Genomic DNA, 16,107 nt, shown 5'->3' with positions numbered 1-16,107 from the left:
CTTGGGAGTTGACCATGCGGAGCACGCGAGAGAACCCGAGCCCGGCCCGGAACGCGAGCACGGCGAGAAACGCGAGCACGGCGAGGAACAGGGGCGCACGCGGTGGCGCCCTCGTCCTCCTCGCCGCCTCGCTCGTCCTCGGCGCGGCGACGGGCCCGGCCGTCGCGTCCGCCCCGCCGGCCCCGTCCTCCCACGCCGTTTCGGCGCAGTCCGCGATCCCCGCGCTGGAGAAGGCCCTCGCGGACCTGCCGTCGGCGGACGCGACGGCCGCGCTGGTGCGCGTCGGAGGCACCGAGGGCGTCTGGCGTGGCGGTTCCGGCGTGCACGACCTGGAAAGCGGCCGCCCTGCCGACCCGACGGCCCGCTTCCGCGCCGGCTCGGTGACCAAGGTCTTCACGGCGGCGGTCGCGCTGCAACTGGCCGCCGAGGGCCGGCTCGACCTGGACCGGAGCGCCCGCTCCTACCTGCCGGAGCTGATCCCCGCCTCGTACGAGGGTGTCACCGTGCGGCAGTTGCTCAACCACACGCACGGCATCCCGGCCCCCGACTTCCCCGGGACGACGGTCGAGGAGTGGTACGCGGACCGCTTCCGGATCCACGACCCCGAGGACATGGTCCGCTCGGCCACCTCCAAGACGCGCGAGTTCGAGCCGGGGAAGCGGCAGCACTACCTCAACATCGGCTACACCGTCGCCGGTCTGCTGATCGAGCGGGTCACGGGCGACTCCTACGAGCACCAGGTCGGCCGCCGGATCCTGAAGCCGCTCGGGCTGCGCGACACGTACTTCCCGGGAAGGAACCCGCGCCTGGCCGGCCCGTACAACCACGGCTACCAGACGATGACGCTGGACGACGGGACGACGGGCCTGCGTGACGTGTCCGTGTGGGGGACGACGGACGGCTGGGCCGCCGGCGACATCGTCTCGACCACGGCGGACCTGGAGCGGTTCACCCGGGCCCTGTTCCGCGGACGCGTCGTGCGCGGCCCGCTGCTGGAGGAGATGTTCACCCTGCCTCAGGTGAAGGACTTCAAGAGCGGCAAATCGGCCGCGTACGCCGTCGGCCTGTCGATGAAGAAGCTGGGCGGCCGCGAGGTGTGGGGCAAGACGGGCGGCCGCTGGGGCTACAACGCGGCCATCGCCTCCACCCGCAACGGCTCGCGCACCCTCGTCTACAGCGTCAACTCCACCGACGCCAAGGGTCAGGACATGAACCCGGTGGCGCTGAACATCATGGTGGCGGTGTACGGGACGCCGTCCAACGAGTGAATCCGGTGGCGTGAGGCGTGGCCGCCGCCTCCGGGCGGGAAGGGCATGTGCACACCGGACCAGCGACGGGCAGGGAGCGTCCCGATGCCGAGGTTTCTCATCCAGGCGACCTACACCTCCGAGGGCGCCCAGGGGCTGCTCAGCGAGGGCGCGAGCGGTCGCCGTGCCGCCGTGGAGCAGGTCGTCTCCGGTCTCGGCGGCAGCGTCGAGGCCATGTACTTCGCCTTCGGGGAGGACGACATCATCCTCCTCGTGGACTTCCCCGACCCGGTCTCGATGGCCGCCGTCAGCCTCGCCGTCAAGGCCAGCGGCGGTCTGCGCACCCGGGCCACCCCGCTCCTCACGGTCGACGAGATCGACGAGGCCGCCCGCCGTGAGGTCTCCTTCCGGGCGCCCGGCGCCTGAGAAACCCTCACGGGCGTCCTTCACGCCGTGTGCGCCTGGAGGAAGCGGGCCAGCAGGTCGTCCAGGCTCACCGTGCCGGTGAGCCGGAGTCGTCGCGGACCACCGCGAGCGAGGCCCTGCGGCGGCGCAGCACCTCGATCGCGTCGGCGACGGTGGCGTCCTCGGTCAGCTCGGGCGGAGATCGAGGTGACGTTCCTGGTCGGGGTTGGTCGCCGTAGGAGGCGGTGGTGGCGGGCCGCGAGATCTCCTTCCGCAACGCCCCGTCTCCCCGAAGGCCCGTCGGATCGACGCGCCCGTCCCGGAGGCCGGGGCCCGGCGCTACAGGTAGTCCTCCAGCCGGGCGACCGTGAACCCCTGCTCCTGGATGTGCCGCAGCAGATTGGCCGTCATCTCCGTCATCGTCGTCCCCTTGAGGTCCGACGGCCCCCGGAAGTGGGCCAGGATGATGTCACCGGGATGCAGCTTCTTGTCCCCCCGCTGGTACTGCATGTTCTTGATCTGCATCGACTCCCGCCACAGGACGATCGCCTCGACGCCGCACGACCCCGCCGCGGCCCGCGTGTCCTCGTTCCAGTTGCCGTACGGCGGGCGGAACAGCCGCGGCGCGGCGCCGTACCGTTCCTTCAGCTTGTCCTGCTGTCCGCAGATCTCGCGCTTCTGCGCCGCCGCCCCCAGCGTGCGCAGATTCGGGTGGGTCAGCGTGTGGTTCTGGACTCCCTCGCCGAACTCCTGGAGCGGCTTGAAGTAGTCGTAGTCGCCGCGGATGGCGGAGTCCGTGAGGAACATCGTGAAGGGGATCTTCAGCTCCCGCATCATCGTCACGAACTCCGGGTCCTTCTCGGCCCCGTCGTCGATGGTGAGGAAGACGATCTTCTGGTCGGTGGGTATCTCGCTGATCACCGGTACCCCGGGACCGGCCTTCGACGACGGGGCCGGCTTGGCCGCGGGCGGGGCGGGCGGAGCCGCGAGCGGCTTCAGACCCCACTTGCGGTAGGCGGCCTCGACGGCCGCCCGCCCGCCGGAGCCGCCCCCGGCGCTCCCCGTGCTCCCCGAGGGCGCCGCGGAGGCGCGGGACCCGGTCGGGGACGGGGACTTCGAGCTCTTCGCCGAGGACCCGGTCGAGCAGCCCGCCGTCACGCCCGTCGCGAGAAGGAGGCAGGCCAGCGCCGCCCCCCTGATCCGCCTGTCCACCGCGCCCCACCCCATGTCGTCCGCACCGCAACCCGTTCGCACTGGTTGACGACGAACGGGTGTCCAGGGTTCCGCTGCCCTCGGTGGGCACGATCACACGGCGAATCCCCAGGTCATCGACCTGGGGATTCGAGACGCCCCCTGTGTGCGGGTGCGTGTGTTCACGCGGGCTGCGCCGCCTACATCTGCGGGTGCAGGACGACCTTGGTGTAGCCCTCGATGCGCTTGTCGAACTTCTCGTACGCCGACGGCGCCTGGTCGAGGGGCAGTTCGTGCGAGACGACGAAGCTCGGCCGCGCCCTGCCCTCGATGATCATGTCGCGGAGCTGACGGTTGTAGCGCTTGACGTTGCACTGCCCCGTGCCCACCTTCAGCCCCTTCTCGAAGAGGCGGCCGATGGACACCATCAGCATGCCCTGCTTGGAGTGCTCGTCCGGGCCGCCCGGGTCACGCGGGACGTACAGCCCGGGCACGCCCAGGGCTCCCGTCGGCCGGACCGACTCGACCAGCGAGTTCAGCACCGTCGCCGGCTCCTCGCGATCCTCGCCGCGGGCCTGCGCCTGGTAGCCGACGGCGTCGATGCCCTTGTCGGCGCCCTGGCCGTCGGTGTGCTCCTTGATCTGCTCCACCGGGTTGCCCTTGCTGAAGTCGATCGGCACGGCGCCGATCTCCTCGGCCTTCTGCAGCCGCTCGGTCACCCGGTCGACCACGAACACCTTGCTCGCGCCGCGCAGCATCGCCGAGTAGGCGGCCATCAGCCCGACCGGGCCGCCGCCGTAGACGGCGACGCTCTCGCCGGGACGGACGTCGGCCAGCTCGTTGCCGTGATAGCCGGTCGGGAAGATGTCGGCGAGCAGGATGAAGTCGGACTCGTTGTCGGTGCCCTCGGGAAGCTTCAGGCAGTTGAAGTCGGCGTAGGGCACACGGATGTACTCCGCCTGCCCGCCGACATAGGGGCCCATCGCCACGTAACCGTAGGCGCCGCCCGCGAAGCCCGGGTTCACCGTCAGGCAGAAGCCGGTGAACCCCGCGGTGCAGTTCTTGCAGAAGCCGCAGGCCACATTGAACGGCATCACGACCCGGTCGCCGCGGCTGAGCGTCTTCACGCCCTCACCGGTCTCCTCGACGACGCCGAGGTTCTCGTGGCCGAAGACGATGCCCGGTTCGGCGGCGGTGCGACCTTCGTACATGTGCAGGTCGGAGCCGCAGATGGCGGTGGACGTGACCCGTACCGTCACGTCGTTCGGGTGCTGGATCCGGGGATCCTCCACTTGCTCGACCGCTACTTCGAACGGTCCCTTGTACACGACAGCCCTCATCGTCGAGCACCTCCACTCAGCTCGACTGTCCCTGTGTGCGATTCCTCATATTCCAGATTCGTCCATGCTGGGATGATTTGCATCCAGGGGGACCGTTCGTTCGGCTTTACTCGATCTACTCGAATCCAGCGTGAGAGGACCAGGAACGTGACCCGACGTCTCGGCGTGCTGCTCGTCCCGGTGTGCGGGCTGTCCGGCACCAGTTATCCCGAGGGGACCCAGGTGTCCATCCGCGGCACCGGATCGTCCGTCGACGGCTTCGTGAACGGCGACTGGCTGCCGCTCGCCTGGTGGGAGTTCGCCGACACGCAGCCCGACGACGCGCCCCGGATCTGACGACACGCCCCGGATCCGAGGCGGCGCGCCCCCGTCCGGGTGCCTGTGGGGCCGCTGTGGAACTCCGCGCCGTGGTCGGCCGTTGACACAGTGACGCGTGCGAGGCACGCGGACGACCGGAACGACATGGGCTGAAGCCGAGGTGGCACGCGTGGCGATGTGGGATCGGATCAAGGACCAGGCCAAGGGATTGCAGCAGCAGGCGCAGGGTGCGCGGGGCTCGGGCGGCCACGGCCGGCCGGGCTCGGGTTCCCACGGCGGGTCGGGCTCGCGCGCCCAGCTGGTCAGCGCGCTCAAGTCGCAGCTCACCTCGCTCAAGACCGAGCTGAAGAGCGGCGCCTACCGGGACGCGAGCATGGCCATGTGCGCGCTGGTCGCGGCGGCCGACGGGCATGTCGACCCGGCCGAGCGGCAGCACGTGGAGTCGCTGATCCTGCACAACGACGTCCTGCAGAACTTCCCGTCCGAGCAGCTGCGCCAGCGGTTCAACAAGCACGTCGACCAGCTGGCCTTCGACTTCCCGCAGGGCAAGGCCGAGGCGCTCCAGGAGATCGCCAAGGCCGCGAAGAAGCCGACGGAGGCCAGAGCGGTCGTCCAGACCGGCTTCGTCGTCGCGGGCGCCGACGGGTACGTGGCGCCGGCGGAGGAGCAGGTCCTGCGCGAGGCGTGCCAGGTGCTCGGGCTGTCAGCGCAGGAGTTCGGTCTCTGAGGGCTTACGGGACAGCCCTTGGTTCCGTGAGGTCATCGCGGTAAAGCGACCCGCCCGAGGGCGTCTTGGAGGAGGGCGGCCGCCGGACCTCGCTTGTGCTGCTTGATCGAATGCGCCTACTTTTGCGCGTCATGACCACGACGCGCAGGGCAATCCTGAAGAGCATGGCCGCCGCACCGGTGATCGCGGCCGGCGCCGGCGTGCTGGCGCCGGCCACGGCACACGCGGCCACCGTAGACGCCGGCCAGTTCCGCCTGACCAGCCGGTCCCGCAACAGCCACGGCGAGTTCGCCGACCTGACGGCCGGTCTGGCCGCCGTCCTGCCCAAGGTGGACGCGGCCACCGTCCTCGCCGACACCAACCGCAACGCCCAGCGCCTCACCTCCGCCCCGGGCACCGTCGAGGCGTTCCAGGCGGGCTTCGCCTGGGAGAGCGGCGACAACGGGGTCGACTACTGGGTCCCGCAGGGCATCACCACCAGCGCCGACGCCTACGGCAACGGCCTCTACCCGGCGAACGGGAACAACAAGGCCCTGATCGTCTCCTGGTACTTCCAGACCAACACGGACGACGACCCCGAGCTGGAGTACCCGCTCGACAAGGGCATCCGGCTGAGCTTCGTCGACTACAGCAACGCCGCCGCGCCCACCTACCGGCACGTGCTGCTGGTCGAGCCGGTCAAGACCAGCTCCGGCGCCTACTCCTTCAACCCCGTGCAGCGGCACGCCGGCGGCATCCTCTGGTACGGGGACCTGCTGTACGTCGTCGACACGTACAAGGGGCTGCGGGTGTTCGACCTGCGGAACTTCTTCAAGGTCGCCACCTCCGAGGCCGACGTGTGCGGACTGCACACCGACGGCAAGCACTACGGCTACAGCTACCAGTACGTCCTGCCGCAGAGCCACGCCTACGACAACGCGGGCACCTACCTGCGCTACTCGGCGATCGGCCTCGACCGGGCGAGCAGCCCCGACAGCTTCGTGGTCAGCGAGTACTCGGAGGCCGGCATCGTCGACTACGACGAGAAGGGCTACATCGGCACCGGCAAGGGCACCGTCACCGCGCCCAAGGTGGTCCGCTGGAACCTCGACTACACCACCCGGCAGCCGTCGTCCCTGACCGCGTCCGAGGCCGTCAGCATCAGCCAGAAGTCGATCCAGGGCGTCGTCTCCCGCACCAGCAAGCACTACCTCTCGGTGAGCGACGGCCGCACCCGCAAGGGGGCCCTGCGCACCTTCAACTCCGGCGCCGGCACCGCCACCACCGTCTGTGACCTGGCCATCGGCTGCGAGGACCTGAGCTTCCACAGCAGCTCGGCGTCCGGCTGGGCATTCCCGGAGTCCGTGATCTGGAACCTCAGCGAGTACGACGGCACGCGGTACGTGTACGCGGTGCGGGCGGACGGCTCCTGAGGTCGCCGGGGCCTGCCGCTCCCGGCCGCCGCCGGGGGCGACAATGGGCCCATGAGCATCGTCAAGATCAACGTACTCACGGTCCCGGCGGAGCAGCGCGAGACGCTGGAGAAGCGGTTCGCGGCCCGCGCCGGCGCGGTGGAGGGCTCGGACGGCTTCGAGTGGTTCGAGCTGCTCCGCCCCGTCGAGGGCACCGACACCTACCTCGTGTACACGCGCTGGCGCAGCGAGGAGGACTTCCAGGCGTGGATGTCCGGCCGCGGTCAGGCGGCCCACGCCGGCGCGTCCGGTTCCGCCGGGGGCGGCTCCGCTCAGGGGCACGGGGCCGAGGGCGGTGAGCGGCCGAAGCCCGCGGCGACGGGTGCGACGCTGTGGTCCTTCGAGGTGGTCCAGCAGACCGGCCCGAAGCAGGACTGACACCGCGGGAGGAGGGGCCGGTCAGCCGGTCTCGGCCAGAGCCGCCGCCCGCCCCTCCTCGTCCCACACCACTTCGAGGACCCGTACGACGGCCTCCCGGTCGAGCGGGCCGAAGACGTGCGGGAACAGGACGTCCTCGGCCACCCCGGGCGGCGGTGCGGGCGCCGCCGCCTCCCACTCGCACCGCGCGCCGAGCCGCTCCTCGTCCAGCAGCAGCGCCAGCAGCGGCCGGTCCGGGGTTCGGTAGAACGCGTTCACCACGGCGAGCGTGGTCCGCTCGTCCGGCGAGCAGTGCACGAAGCCGTCCGCCGCGAGGGAGGCGGGGGCGTAGGGCCGGCCGGGGTGCGCGTCCCAGGCGTCCTTCTCGTCCTTCGCCATGACGTGGTAGATCATCGTCCGATTACTCCGCCGCCCGGTGCTCGTGCCGCAACGGGGAGCGGTCAGGCCGGCGGGACCAGGGCCTGACCGCTCGGCCGGGGACGTCAGAAGACGTGCTGGCCGGGGACGAGGATGCCCCGGGGGTCGTACGTGCGCTTGGCCGCCATCAGCGCGGGCCAGGCGGGGCCGAAGTGGGCGCGCCAGTCCTCGGGCGTGAACGGGATGCTGCCGACGGGGTACTGCGTGCCGCCACCGGCGGCGACGGACTCGTAGGCGGCGCGGTTGGCGGCCAGGGCGCCGTCGACGGCGGCGCTGTCGCCCGGCGGGAGGGCCCGCAGGATGTCGAAGAGGTACGACGTCGGCTCGTCGGAGGCGCGCAGCAGCGGGGTGGTGAGGCGGCCGCGCAGGAGGGGGTAGAAGAGGACGACGCCGGGGCCGAGCGTGGCCGGGGTGAGGGCGTCCAGGAGCGGTGCGCTCAGGGCCGCGGCGGAGGAGCCGGGGATCATGAGGTTGAGCCAGGGGTGGGCGTACGTCCAGATGCCGGCGGCTTTCTGCGCGGCGACCCAGGGGGCCAGCCGGTTGAGGAAGTCGAAGTAACCGCGGTCCTCGTGGCGGGCGCCGGCCGCGTCGTGGCGCAGCCCGCGAAGCAGCGCGGCGTCGTCGGGAGCGGGGCCGACGGGCGGGCCGTAGGCGACGGCTTCGAGGGTGTAGACGCGGAAGGCGCCGTCGGCGTCCGCGGAGACCTGGCCCTCGACGTAGTCGAAGCGCGCTTCCTCCACCAGGCGGCGCTGATCGTCGAGAAAGGTCTCCAGGTCGGTGTACGGCAGGTGGTAGTGGCGCACGGTCTCGGGCGCGGGGACGAGGCGCAGAGTGGCCTCGACGATGACCGCGCACTGGCCGAGGCCGGCGAGGACGGCGTGGAAGAGGTCGGCGCGGCGGGTGGGCGAGCAGCGGACGAGTTCGCCGGCGCCGGTGACGACGCGGAGCTCGGTGACGTTGTCGACCTGCGCGCCGTGGCGGTGGGCCTGGCCGCCGAGGCCGCCGACGGACAGCGTGCCGCCGACGGACAGTTCGAGGTAGTCGGTGAAGACCGGCGGGGTGAGGCCGTGGGCGAGGGTGGCCCGGGCGACCTCGCTCCAGCGGGCGCCCGCGCCGACGGTGACGGTGGTGCTGCCCGGGCCGACGGGGCCGATGCTCGCGAGGGGCGCGGTCTCGATGACCAGGCCGCCTTCCGCCTGGGCCTGGCCGAACGGCGCGTGTCCCTGTCCGCGGGGGGCGACGGGGAGGCAGTGGGTGTTGCAGAAGCGGACCATGCTGACGACGTCGCGGACGGAGCCGGGACGCAGCACGGCGCGGGGGCCGCGGTGCACGATGTGGCCGAAGTCGTCGGCGGCGGCGGTGAGGGAAGCGGCGTCGGTGAGGAGCGTGCCGTCCAGCGCGGGTATGCCGGTCGGCGTGGCGACGGACGCCGTGCCGTCGGTGGCCCAGCTGCGGGTGACGGTGTCGAAGCCGACCACCGCGGCTGTGCCGGCGACCGTGAGGCCACGCAGGACGTTACGTCTGGACGGTGTGCGGGGCATGCGCGGTACCACCTTTCGAGCGGTGCGGGAGAAATGATCAAATCTGCGCCAGCGTAAGGCAGTTGAGCCGCTCGAATGTGGTGCCTCCCGGCCATCCGCGGCACTGTTTTGCGCCATGCCCCGTGGACTCAGCGGCTCGGGGTCCGCTCCTTCAGCGCGGCGGGGAGCTCGGTGCGGCGGCGGATGGCGAGCTTTCGGTAAGCGCTGGTCAGGTGGGTCTCCACGGTGCGCCGGGCGATGTGGAGGAGGTCGGCTATCTCCGTGTTGGTGCGGCCGTCGGCGGCCAGTTCCGCGACACGGCGTTCGCTGTCGGTGAGAGCGCCGGAGCCGGTGCGGGCGGCGGCGGTGCGGCGGGCGCCTCCGGCGCGGAGCGCTTCCTCGGCGCGGGCGCGCAGGCGTACGGCGCCCAGGCGTTCGGCGTGCTCCGCGGCCTGGCGCAGGAGGTCCCGCCCCCGGGAGCGGTCCCCGGCGGTGGTGAGCAGCCGGCCCTGGGTGAGGAGGGCGGCGGTCAGTTCGGCGACGGCGGGGGTGCCGCGCAGGACGCCGACCGCGTCGTCGGCCAGTTCCACGCCGCGCCGTCCGCCGGTCGCCCCGGCCAGGACCCGCAGGGCGCGGCCGGTCGTGCGGGGGATGTCCCACACCTGGGCCAGCCGCAGTTCCTCCTGCGCGAGGGCCAGCGCCTCCCGCCGGTCGCCCAGGGCCAGCCGGCACACGGCGGCCGCCGAGCGCCACGGGGTGACGACCGGGCTGAGCACGGCGCGGGCCGACTGGCGACGGCCGCACTCCAGGAAGTCGTGCAAGGCGCCGGTGGTGTCTCCTTCTGCGAGGCGCAGGGCGCCGCGGGCGTAGAGGAAGCGGTTCAGCTCCCAGGAGTCCGGCGTGTCCCGCAGGTCGAAGCCGTCGGCGAACCGGCGTGCCTCCCGGGTGCGACCGGTCTCCACGAGGGCGAGGAGGGCGTGGGCGTCCCCGTTGACGGGGGCCGGCGGGGTGTGCCGCGTGGTTTCCCCGGCCGGGCGCCGGGGGTGCGGGGGCAGGAGACGGCCGTACTCGCCCCTGGCCGCCGCGATGTCGAGGGTCACGTCGTGCAGGGCCCGGTGCATCGGGTGGAGCAGGGACGCTCGCTGGCCGGCCAGGCCCCGTTCGACCAGCCGTTCCGCCTCGTCGAGTTCGTCGGCCCACTGGGCGACCGCGGCGGCGGTGCCCAGCAGGAAGGGCTCGGCGAGGGGGTCGGCGGGCTCGGTGAGCAGGGCGCGCAGCCGGTTCATCGCCGCGTGTGCGGAGGTCGCGCCCGCGGTGGCCGCGTAACGGACCAGCAAGGCCTGGCCGGTGGCGCCGACCAGTTCCGGGGAGCGTTCCGCGATGTCCGTCAGCCGTCGGTACGCCTCCCGGCGGACCGTCTGGTCCTGGTCCGACAGCAGCGCGGAGGCGGTCCGCGCGGTGCCGGCCAGCTCGGGGTGGTCGGTCAGCCGCGTCTCCAGCCGGCGCATCACCTCCATCGCCGTGCGGACCTCGCCGCGGCCCGCGAGGGCGGTGCCGAGCGCCATCGCGGTCCGGACCTGGTCGCGGGGCTCGGCGGTCAGGGTCAGCGCCTCGGCGAGGCGGGGGATGCCGGCGGGAGCGTCGGCCGAGGCGTACTCCAGCGAGCCGAGCTCGGTCAGCAGGCGCTGCCTGAGGTCGTCGGCGAGCGGCTCCCGCAGGGCCCGGCGCAGGTAGACGACGGCGTCGCCGGGGCGGGCCTCGCGCTCGGCGACGGTGACGGCGTCGCGCAGTACGCGCAGCGCCCAGGGCAGGCCGACCGCGCCGCTGTCCAGCAGCTGCCGGGCGACCTCCTCCACCCGGTCGCCGCGGCGCAGCATCGCCTCGGCGACCGCTTGGTGGGCCTCCTGCCGGCGGGCGGTGGACCAGCCGGCGAGGACGGCGTCCCGCAGCAGCGGATGCGCGTAGCGCGGCCGCCCGTCGCCCTCCCCGCCCGGCCGCAGCATCCCGAGCCGCACCATCGCCGTGAGCCACCCGGCCACCCGGGCCGGATCACACCCGGTGGCATCGGCGAGCAACCCGACGAACGCCTCCGGCGGAGGGGCGAGGGGTTCGACGCGGCTCGCGTCCGGCTCGGCCTCCCCGGGCAGGTGCACGCCACCCGGGACGGCGAGACCGGGCTGGGCGCAGGCCGAAGCGAAGGCGTCCGTGCTCTGCCGGGCGGCCGGGGCTGCGGGGGCGGTGCCCGGGCGGGGGCAGGCGTCGGCTCCCGGCTGGGCGCAGGCCGAAGACGGGGTGGTGGGCCGGGGCTGGGGTGTCGGATTGTTCTGGTGCGGTGGTTCCAGGGTTGCCAGGGTTCGGGCCAGCCTCGCTGTGTCCGGGCCCGCGTTGTCCAGCCACCAGTTCACCGCCGCCGGGTAGGCCCCCGGGTACAGGGCCGCGCAGGTGTCCGGCACCGGGGCCGGGGGCGGGGCGCCGTGCAGGTCCTCCAGGAGGGCGCGCAGGAGCAGCGGGCTGCCGGCGCCGGCGCGCACGCAGTCCGCCGTCCACCGCGCCGGAGCCGTCGGCACGGCGGCCGCGACCAGTTCCGCCGACGCGGTGTCGGAGAGCGGCGCGAGCGTGTGGGTGCGGACGAGGGAGGGGGAGAGCGCGTGGGTCAGACCGCTGGGCTGCGGGCCGATGTCGTACTGGCTGCGCTCGGTGGCCACCGCCAGCACCGGTAATCGGTCGATGCGCCGGGCCGCCTCCACCAGCCAGCGGCGGGACGCCGCGTCGGCGAGGTGGACGTCGTCCACCGCCACCAGCAGGGGCGACCGCGCCGCGTACGAGCGCAGCACCCGCCACAGCCGCGCCGCGCTGCCCCGGTCGTCCGGACCCGGCGCCACATCCGCGAACTCCGGCACAGGGCCGAGGAGATGAAGGACCGCGGAGAACGGCACCCCCGTGTCCTCGGGGGAGCAGCGGGCCCGCAGCACCCGCATACCGCGCCCGGCCGCGTGCGCCGCGGCCGCCTCCAGCACGGCGGAGCGGCCGGTGCCGGTGGCTCCGCGCAGCAGGACCAGCCGGCCACTGCCCGCGAGGGCGCGTTCCGTCTCGGACACGAGCAGCGCGTGCGCGTCCTCGCGCTCACGCAACGGTGCGGTCATCCCTGCCTCCTGTGCTCCTGTACTCGTGGACGGTGGTGGTGGCGCGTACGGCGTGGTAGACGTCGGTGACGTGTGCGGGGTCGCGGCCGGGGGCGACGCGGGCGGCGGTTGTGGTGAGGCTCACGGCGGGGCGCGGCCCTTCCCCCGCTAGCCGCCGGCACACCGGCGTACAGCCCCTGACCTGCGGCGATACCGGGCGTACCGCTTCTCGTGGCGGCGGCACGAGCGTTGCTCTCGTGGTCCGCCTCGTGGTGCTCCACGATTGCGCCCGCCGCGCCCCTCGCAGAAATGTGGGACACGATCTCCCGTCACCGGTCCCGCGCCGGTCGGCGGGTCCGTGAACAGGGGGGATTCGGTTGCTCAGCGCGCCCCGGACGCCAGACCACCCGACGGCGAGGACGCACGACCGGCCCATGCCGGGAACGCCGGACCGCCCGGCGCCGAGGGCGGCCGACCGCTCCCCCGAGCACGCCGCGGACACCGTCGCCGTACGGACCCCGCGCCGTACGCCCGTCGTCGTGCAGGCCTGCGACCCCATCAGCCACGAGGGCGCCGTCAGCCAGCTCCGCGCCCGCCCCGAGATAGAGATCCGCGAGGAGAGCGGCGTCGGCACGGTCGCCCTGCTGGTCGAGGACACCCTGGACGAGGCCTCCCTCGCCCGGCTGCGCCGGATCACTCGCAGCGAGGGCGGCCGGGCCGTGCTCGTCGTGGGCACGATCCGCGAGAACGAGCTGCTGGACGTCATCGAGTGCGGCGTCGGCGCCATCGTCTGGCGGCGGGAGGCGACCGCGCACCGGCTGGTGACGGCGGTCCAGGCCGCCGCACGCGGCGACGGCGACCTGCCGGCCGACCTGCTGGGCCGGCTGATCAGCCAGGTGGGCACCCTGCACCGGGGCGCGGCGAGCCGCGCGGGTGCCCCCTCGCTGGGGCTCGCGCCACGCGAGGTGGACGTCCTGCGGCTGGTCGCCGAGGGCCTCGACACCGGAGAGATCGCCGGCAAGCTGTCCTACTCCGAAAGAACCGTCAAGAACGTGATGCACGGGCTCACGACGCGCCTGCATCTGCGCAACCGGGCGCACGCCGTGGCATATGCCCTCCGGGAAGGCTACATCTGACCGAACGGGCAATCGAAGGCGGACACACGGGCAGCGCACCTGCCCGTCCGCCGACCCCGCCGCGCGTGCGGCCCCCACGACGTTCGGGGGACGATCGACGACAGGGCGGGACGCTTGTGAACGACCGTCATCAGCAGTGCAGTTGAGGAGCACGACGTGATCCACGAGGTGGACGAGGTCCTCAAAGGGCTGCTCGGCGGCGGCGCGTTGACCGGCTCGGGCATCGAGGTCTCCTTCGAGGCGCCCACCCGCGACTGGGCCGCCCGCCGCAACGCCCCTGTCGTCAACGCCTACTTGTACGACATCCGCGAGGACGTGGCCCGGCGGCAGCGCGGGCAGATGCCCGTGCGGGACGAGCGGGACGTCGTCGTACGCCGCCGCCAACCCCCTCGCTGGTTCCGGCTGTCGTACCTGGTGACGGCGTGGACGAAGACCCCGCAGGACGAACATCGGCTGCTGTCGGCGGTGTTGGCCACACTCATCCCGCGCGAGCTGCTCCCCGCCGAGGAACTGCCCGGCGCGCTGGGCGCCTTGGGGCTCGCCGTGCCGTTGACCGTGGCCGGTCTGCACACCGAGTCCCGTTCCCTCGCCGAGATCTGGTCGGCGCTCGGCGGCGAGCTCAAGCCGTCCCTGGACCTGGTGGTCACCGCGCCCTTCCCGGCCTACCCCGAGTACGACGCCGGACCGCCCGTCACCGAGGGCGCGGCGGTGCGCCTGCGCGGCATGGACGGCGAGCCGCCGGAGTCCGGTGAACGCGCCCACCGCCCCCGCCAGGTGGCTGCGGCCCGCGCCGCCCTCGAGACCCGGAACCCCCGATGACCGATCTGCGCGCCGAGGCCCCCGCCGACCCCGATGTCAGCCCCCTCCTGGCCCGGCTGGCCCGGCTGCGCGAGCGCGTCGCCGCCCTCGTCGACCACCGCGCCGCCACCGACCCGACCGCCGACGACCCCCTGCGCGGCCTCTACCTTTCGCAGGACGCGGTACGACACCTGCTCACCGCCCCGGCGACGGCAGCGGCGATGGCGCCGGCGCCGGCAGCGGCGGCACCGCCGCCGGACGCCCCCGCAGACCCCCTCACCGACCTCGCCGCCCGCCTCTCCCTCACCGGCCTCGACACCGCGATCCTGCTCGTCGCCCTCGCCCCCGACCTGGACCGCCGCTTCGAGCCGCTCTACGGCTACCTCAACGACGACGTCAGCCGGCGCCGGGCCACGACCGGTCTGGCCCTCGACCTGTGCGCCGTGCCCGCGCATCTCGCCGCCGCCCGCGCCCGCCTCCACGCCGGCGCACCGCTGCGCGCGCTCGGTCTGCTGGAGGTGGAGGAGCCGGAACGCCCCTTCCTCTCCCGCTCGTTGCGCGTCCCGGACCGGCTGCTCGGCCATCTCCTCGGCGACGACACCCCGGACGCCGCCCTGCACGGGCACCTGCATCCCCTGCCGGACCCGCTCCCCGCCGACGACGAGCACTTCGCCTCCCGCCTCGCCGCCCTCCTGAGGACCGGCCCCCTCACCGCCTACCTGCGCGAACACCGCGAAGGCGACGGAGTGGCGTCGATCGCGGCCGCCCTGGAGGCGGCCGGCGTGCGCGCCCTGCGGTTCACCGGGCCCGAGGACCGGGTGCCCGAACTGCTGCGCGAGGCCCGCCTAGGCTGCCTGGCCCTCGTCCTGTCCGGCCTGCCCGAACGCCCCGGCCCACTGGTCACGGCACTGACCGCGGCCACCGACGTCACCGTCCTCCTGACGGACCCCCGCCCCTACGACCCGCACTGGGCCCCCCACGACCCGCTGACCCTGGACGCCCCCCGCCGCCGCACCGGCGGAACGGCGGCGTGGTCGGCGGCACTGGAGGCGGCGGCGACACGGAAGGCCGAGCCCGCCGGCGATCTCGACCTGACCGCCGCCGTGGCGCCGTACCGGCTCGGCGGGGAACGGATCGCCCGGGCCGCACGCGCCGCGCGAGGGCTCGCCGCGTTCGAAGGGGGGCCGCTCACCGCGGCGCACATCCGGCTTGCCGCACGTCAGCAGTCCGCGTCCGGCCTGGAGCGGCACGCGCGCCGGATCCGGCCCGCGGTCGGCTGGGAGGACCTCGTCCTGCCCGAGCGGCCGCTGACCCAGCTGCAGGAGCTCGCTCTGCGCGCCCGCCACCGCGACCGCGTCCTCGGCGACTGGCGGCTCAGCGCGGGCGGCGGACGGGGCCGGGGCGTGCTCGGGCTGTTCGCCGGCGAGTCCGGCACCGGCAAGACCCTGTCCGCGGAGGTCGTCGCCGCCGAACTGGGGCTCGACCTGTACGTGGTGCAGCTGTCGTCGGTCGTGGACAAGTACGTCGGCGAGACCGAGAAGAACCTGGAGCGCATCTTCACCGAGGCCGACCGCACCGACGCCGTGCTCCTCTTCGACGAGGCCGACGCGGTCTTCGGCAAACGGTCGGAGGTGAAGGACGCGCACGACCGGTACGCCAACATGGAGAGCGCCTATCTGCTCCAGCGGCTGGAGTCCTTCGACGGGATCGCGCTGCTCACCACCAACCTGCGCGCCAACATCGACGAGGCGTTCACCCGGCGGCTCGACCTGGTCGTCGACTTCCCGTTCCCCGACCCCGGGCAGCGGCTCGCACTGTGGCGGCACGGGCTGTCCCACGTGCCGTGCGCCGACGACGTCGACCCCGCCCCGCTCGCCGCGCAGTTCGAGCTGGCCGGCGGGTCCATCCGCAGCGCGGTCGTCACCGCCGCCTACCTCGCCGCCGGCCGGGGCGAGCCGGTCGGCGACGGGGACCTGCTGGAGGGGGCCCGCCGCGAGTACCGCAAGGCGGGCCGCCTGGTGCCGGGCGAGGCCGGCTGGTAGGCCACCTCGCCAAGT

General features: G+C 73.5%; 15 protein-coding genes and 1 pseudogene. 9 read left to right on the top strand and 7 right to left on the bottom strand.

Annotated elements, in window-relative coordinates; translation table 11 throughout:
• The first annotated feature begins 14 nt into the window (after positions 1-14).
• Positions 15-1,268, top strand: a complete 1,254-nt coding sequence (locus ACIRS4_RS15895; protein ID WP_404195420.1) for a serine hydrolase domain-containing protein — start codon at positions 15-17, stop codon at positions 1,266-1,268.
• 84 nt (positions 1,269-1,352) lie between these two features.
• Positions 1,353-1,673 carry a GYD domain-containing protein gene (locus ACIRS4_RS15890; protein WP_404195418.1) on the top strand — a complete coding sequence of 107 codons (321 nt, stop codon included), beginning with the start codon at positions 1,353-1,355 and terminating at the stop codon, positions 1,671-1,673.
• 20 nt (positions 1,674-1,693) lie between these two features.
• On the opposite strand, the pseudogene ACIRS4_RS15885 reads toward ACIRS4_RS15890, so the two are convergent.
• The 3 genes and pseudogenes from ACIRS4_RS15885 to ACIRS4_RS15875 all read right to left on the bottom strand — a co-directional run.
• Positions 1,694-1,857: pseudogene (locus tag ACIRS4_RS15885) on the bottom strand (CBS domain-containing protein); the annotation flags it as partial.
• 134 nt (positions 1,858-1,991) lie between these two features.
• Positions 1,992-2,879, bottom strand: coding sequence for a polysaccharide deacetylase family protein (locus ACIRS4_RS15880; RefSeq protein ID WP_404195416.1), 888 nt, complete (start codon positions 2,877-2,879; stop codon positions 1,992-1,994).
• A 164-nt stretch (positions 2,880-3,043) separates the two neighbouring features.
• Positions 3,044-4,183: a glutathione-independent formaldehyde dehydrogenase gene (locus tag ACIRS4_RS15875; RefSeq protein ID WP_404195413.1), complete on the bottom strand. Its 1,140-nt coding sequence runs from the start codon at positions 4,181-4,183 to the stop codon at positions 3,044-3,046.
• Positions 4,184-4,330: 147 nt separating this feature from the next.
• On the opposite strand from ACIRS4_RS15875, the gene ACIRS4_RS15870 reads away from it, so the two are divergent.
• The 4 genes from ACIRS4_RS15870 to ACIRS4_RS15855 all read left to right on the top strand — a co-directional run bounded on the left by ACIRS4_RS15870 (position 4,331) and on the right by ACIRS4_RS15855 (position 7,057).
• Positions 4,331-4,519 (top strand): hypothetical protein, encoded by a 189-nt coding sequence (locus tag ACIRS4_RS15870; protein ID WP_358797823.1) that lies wholly within the window; start codon positions 4,331-4,333, stop codon positions 4,517-4,519.
• Between the two features lie 151 nt (positions 4,520-4,670).
• Complete coding sequence (locus tag ACIRS4_RS15865; protein ID WP_404195410.1) at positions 4,671-5,228, top strand: tellurite resistance TerB family protein; 558 nt, start codon at positions 4,671-4,673, stop codon at positions 5,226-5,228.
• 131 nt (positions 5,229-5,359) lie between these two features.
• Complete coding sequence (locus tag ACIRS4_RS15860) at positions 5,360-6,640, top strand: hypothetical protein (protein ID WP_404195408.1); 1,281 nt, start codon at positions 5,360-5,362, stop codon at positions 6,638-6,640.
• A 51-nt stretch (positions 6,641-6,691) separates the two neighbouring features.
• Positions 6,692-7,057, top strand: coding sequence for an antibiotic biosynthesis monooxygenase family protein (locus ACIRS4_RS15855; protein WP_404195406.1), 366 nt, complete (start codon positions 6,692-6,694; stop codon positions 7,055-7,057).
• 21 nt (positions 7,058-7,078) lie between these two features.
• Here ACIRS4_RS15855 and ACIRS4_RS15850 read toward each other — a convergent pair whose 3' ends face one another.
• From ACIRS4_RS15850 to ACIRS4_RS15835, 4 genes are all read right to left on the bottom strand, one after another.
• Entirely contained in the window at positions 7,079-7,450 is a 372-nt protein-coding gene (locus ACIRS4_RS15850) for a DUF952 domain-containing protein (protein WP_404195403.1), read from the bottom strand.
• Between the two features lie 89 nt (positions 7,451-7,539).
• Positions 7,540-9,015 carry an FAD-binding protein gene (locus ACIRS4_RS15845; protein ID WP_404195400.1) on the bottom strand — a complete coding sequence of 492 codons (1,476 nt, stop codon included), beginning with the start codon at positions 9,013-9,015 and terminating at the stop codon, positions 7,540-7,542.
• 128 nt (positions 9,016-9,143) lie between these two features.
• Positions 9,144-12,137 carry an AAA family ATPase gene (locus ACIRS4_RS15840; RefSeq protein ID WP_404195397.1) on the bottom strand — a complete coding sequence of 998 codons (2,994 nt, stop codon included), beginning with the start codon at positions 12,135-12,137 and terminating at the stop codon, positions 9,144-9,146.
• Entirely contained in the window at positions 12,118-12,261 is a 144-nt protein-coding gene (locus ACIRS4_RS15835; RefSeq protein ID WP_404195394.1) for a hypothetical protein, read from the bottom strand. The genes ACIRS4_RS15840 and ACIRS4_RS15835 overlap by 20 nt, the downstream gene beginning before the upstream one ends.
• Before the next feature lie 289 nt (positions 12,262-12,550).
• On the opposite strand from ACIRS4_RS15835, the gene ACIRS4_RS15830 reads away from it, so the two are divergent.
• From ACIRS4_RS15830 to ACIRS4_RS15820, 3 genes are all read left to right on the top strand, one after another.
• Positions 12,551-13,252, top strand: coding sequence for a LuxR C-terminal-related transcriptional regulator (locus ACIRS4_RS15830; RefSeq protein ID WP_404195391.1), 702 nt, complete (start codon positions 12,551-12,553; stop codon positions 13,250-13,252).
• 156 nt (positions 13,253-13,408) lie between these two features.
• A complete protein-coding gene (locus ACIRS4_RS15825) occupies positions 13,409-14,071 on the top strand; it encodes a DUF4255 domain-containing protein (protein WP_404195388.1) in 663 nt (220 codons plus the stop codon).
• Positions 14,068-16,092, top strand: a complete 2,025-nt coding sequence (locus tag ACIRS4_RS15820) for an ATP-binding protein (protein WP_404195386.1) — start codon at positions 14,068-14,070, stop codon at positions 16,090-16,092. The genes ACIRS4_RS15825 and ACIRS4_RS15820 overlap by 4 nt, the downstream gene beginning before the upstream one ends.
• Positions 16,093-16,107 lie beyond the last annotated feature (15 nt).

The sequence above is a fragment of the Streptomyces sp. NPDC101166 genome, assembly GCF_044768125.1.
Taxonomy (GTDB): domain Bacteria; phylum Actinomycetota; class Actinomycetes; order Streptomycetales; family Streptomycetaceae; genus Streptomyces.
Note: the sequence above shows the minus strand (reverse complement) of the source record. Positions and strands in the feature narration are given on the sequence as shown.

Bases quoted from the DNA above. Each gene is read 5' to 3' on its own strand.
- ACIRS4_RS15895 (WP_404195420.1), top strand. From the start codon at position 15: ATGCGGAGCACGCGAGAGAACCCGAGCCCGGCCCGGAACGCGAGCACG.
- ACIRS4_RS15890 (WP_404195418.1), top strand. From the start codon at position 1,353: ATGCCGAGGTTTCTCATCCAGGCGACCTACACCTCCGAGGGCGCCCAG.
- ACIRS4_RS15880 (WP_404195416.1), bottom strand. From the start codon at position 2,879: ATGGGGTGGGGCGCGGTGGACAGGCGGATCAGGGGGGCGGCGCTGGCC.
- ACIRS4_RS15875 (WP_404195413.1), bottom strand. From the start codon at position 4,183: ATGAGGGCTGTCGTGTACAAGGGACCGTTCGAAGTAGCGGTCGAGCAA.
- ACIRS4_RS15860 (WP_404195408.1), top strand. From the start codon at position 5,360: ATGACCACGACGCGCAGGGCAATCCTGAAGAGCATGGCCGCCGCACCG.
- ACIRS4_RS15855 (WP_404195406.1), top strand. From the start codon at position 6,692: ATGAGCATCGTCAAGATCAACGTACTCACGGTCCCGGCGGAGCAGCGC.
- ACIRS4_RS15850 (WP_404195403.1), bottom strand. From the start codon at position 7,450: ATGATCTACCACGTCATGGCGAAGGACGAGAAGGACGCCTGGGACGCG.
- ACIRS4_RS15845 (WP_404195400.1), bottom strand. From the start codon at position 9,015: ATGCCCCGCACACCGTCCAGACGTAACGTCCTGCGTGGCCTCACGGTC.
- ACIRS4_RS15840 (WP_404195397.1), bottom strand. From the start codon at position 12,137: ATGACCGCACCGTTGCGTGAGCGCGAGGACGCGCACGCGCTGCTCGTG.
- ACIRS4_RS15830 (WP_404195391.1), top strand. From the start codon at position 12,551: ATGCCGGGAACGCCGGACCGCCCGGCGCCGAGGGCGGCCGACCGCTCC.
- ACIRS4_RS15820 (WP_404195386.1), top strand. From the start codon at position 14,068: ATGACCGATCTGCGCGCCGAGGCCCCCGCCGACCCCGATGTCAGCCCC.